General features: G+C 51.1%; 4 protein-coding genes. All 4 read left to right on the forward strand.

Annotated elements, in window-relative coordinates:
* A partial coding sequence (locus WCO51_12785) for a hypothetical protein (protein MEI6514129.1) occupies positions 1-503 on the forward strand: 503 nt, incomplete at its 5' end.
* 22 nt (positions 504-525) lie between these two features.
* Entirely contained in the window at positions 526-876 is a 351-nt protein-coding gene (locus WCO51_12790; GenBank protein MEI6514130.1) for a hypothetical protein, read from the forward strand.
* Positions 877-1029: 153 nt separating this feature from the next.
* Complete coding sequence (locus tag WCO51_12795; protein MEI6514131.1) at positions 1030-1335, forward strand: hypothetical protein; 306 nt, start codon at positions 1030-1032, stop codon at positions 1333-1335.
* Positions 1336-1406: 71 nt separating this feature from the next.
* Positions 1407-1853, forward strand: a complete 447-nt coding sequence (locus tag WCO51_12800) for a hypothetical protein (GenBank protein MEI6514132.1) — start codon at positions 1407-1409, stop codon at positions 1851-1853.
* Positions 1854-2138 lie beyond the last annotated feature (285 nt).

The raw sequence follows: 2138 nt of genomic DNA on the forward strand, positions 1-2138 counted from the left end.
TCATGCTTTACTCTGAAATGGTGTGGCATCTCGTCCGCGTTCTGAGCAGGGAGAGCCCAATAGACAATGTCTCAGAGGACCTCGTCCTCGGACGTCGACTTCGTGCATCCGAGGTGCCCACCGGCTTCTCAAACTATGTAGACCTGACAGCCGAGACTGAAGACCCGGCTTCAATTCTGAAGAGCGACGCGTACGTCGCGTTCCCGATCCTTGATGCAGGAGTGCCTGATCGGCACGCCTTGGAGAAGACCGTGTCCGGACTTCGGCCGGGAAGAACATTCGTACATTGTGCGCAGGGACACGGTCGCACTGGCCTGTTTGCTCTCGCGCTTCTGGCCGCACATGGCCAGATCAAGTCGTTTGAAGAGGGAATGCAGAAGCTCAGAGCCGTTCGACCAAGGCTGGGACTGAACGGAGGCCAAGAGTCCTTCATGAGGCAATACATAGGCGAACAATGCGCTGCACACGTACCTCGTGCCCCTGGCGGGGCACTCGGACTGTGAGCGCAAACGTTAGGCAAAGATAATGAAACCTGATAAACAACTCCCGATTGAAGATCAAATGCTTGGGTTCGTTGACAAAGCCAAGCGACAGCAACTCATTGCCAAGTACAACGTCGATTCGGCCGCCTTCGAGCAATTTGCTTTTACCCGCTCCCAACTCATCGACTTCCTTAGGACGCATCCTCAATACACTGACCAGTATGTTTCGGTTACGCCACCGGTGCTGACGATGCACGACGTCCAGGTACTTGAGCGCCGACGGCACTATCACGTCTATTGGGTCGACCGAGGCCGCAAACGAGACGAGAAAGTCTTTGAAGACCTGTTTGAAGCCCTCAACGCTTACTTTGTCGGAGAAATTCCTGAACCTTAAGAAGATGCACGATTGAGACAAGAGCATCTCACGAAGATCGCCAACGCGAACACGATAGATGAAATTAATGCCTAACCAAGCGATGCATGCCGATGGCGCTACCGCGCCCCGGCCTGATCGCTGACGTTGGCCGAAAAGAGAAAGGAGCAGATCATGAAGATGAAATGGCTGATGATGCTTGTAGCGGCGAGTCTTGCATTCGTTGGGTGTTCGTCTACGGATAAGAAGGTCACCCAGATGCAGCAGAAAGAGGTGGTCGCCATTGCAGAGGCTACGGCCAAAGCGGAGGGCTTTGACTTTACCAAGTATGACATGACGGGATGTCATTACCAGTTCACAAAGCCGGATGGTACGTGGACAGTGTTTTTCCAGATGAAGCCACCGACTCCACCGGGAGCTCACTTCATGGTAACAGTTGTCGATGAGACAAAGAAGGCGACATTGATGAGAGGACAATGAGAGGCCAACCACGGCCTGCTGGGTACGTCGCTAACGCGCCGCCCCAGAGAGCCTGAGCGTTGGCATAATAAATGAAGAAGAATATACTACCAGTATTAACGCTGTGCTTGGCCGTAGGATGCGGTAAGCCTGTTGATTTCTCAAACAATCAGTATAGAGAGTTTTTGTCCGTCCAGGAACTGAAGTCGCAATCACTTCGAAAAATGGGTTTTAGGGTTGATTCTCTCGATACTTACCTGCCTCTTCCCTCCAGCGCAAAAAACATATCTGTGTGCCAAGAGTCTGGAATTGATCTTTCCATTTGGTGGGCATTTGATGTATCCAAAGAGGACCTTCAAGAGATAGAAAAGATATCGAAAGGAAACGATCCATGTCCTTTTTATCCAAATAAACACGACATAACTTTTTGGTTTCCACAGGCCACTTCCATTTCAGGGGTTCACTTAAGGGATGCAATGACATGGATCGGAGTCGATCTTAAAACCAAACGGGTCTACTGCCTAAAATACACAATGTAGGAGAGCCGATCGGGCTAGGGTCGCCCCTTGCTTAACCCTCCAAACTAATCGTACGGGCCAGCCGAGCAGCCGATTAGCCTCCTGCCAACGTTCAGGCAGTCGAAACATTAGCTGGACCGTCAGCAATGCCCCTGCGGCTCCGTTCAACACATTTTATCCAATGCGGCAAGATTACGCTTGTTTGCAAATGGGAGGTGGCATACACTTGCCGCACAGGTATAAATGCTAGGCGTTGGAGGATGATAATGCGGAAGCATATGATAATAGTTTGCCTCGTGGCTTATT

This window comes from bacterium (assembly GCA_037131655.1).
Taxonomy (GTDB): Bacteria; Armatimonadota; Fimbriimonadia; order Fimbriimonadales; family JBAXQP01; genus JBAXQP01.

Bases quoted from the DNA above. Each gene is read 5' to 3' on its own strand.
- WCO51_12790 (MEI6514130.1), top strand. From the start codon at position 526: ATGAAACCTGATAAACAACTCCCGATTGAAGATCAAATGCTTGGGTTC.
- WCO51_12795 (MEI6514131.1), top strand. From the start codon at position 1,030: ATGAAGATGAAATGGCTGATGATGCTTGTAGCGGCGAGTCTTGCATTC.
- WCO51_12800 (MEI6514132.1), top strand. From the start codon at position 1,407: ATGAAGAAGAATATACTACCAGTATTAACGCTGTGCTTGGCCGTAGGA.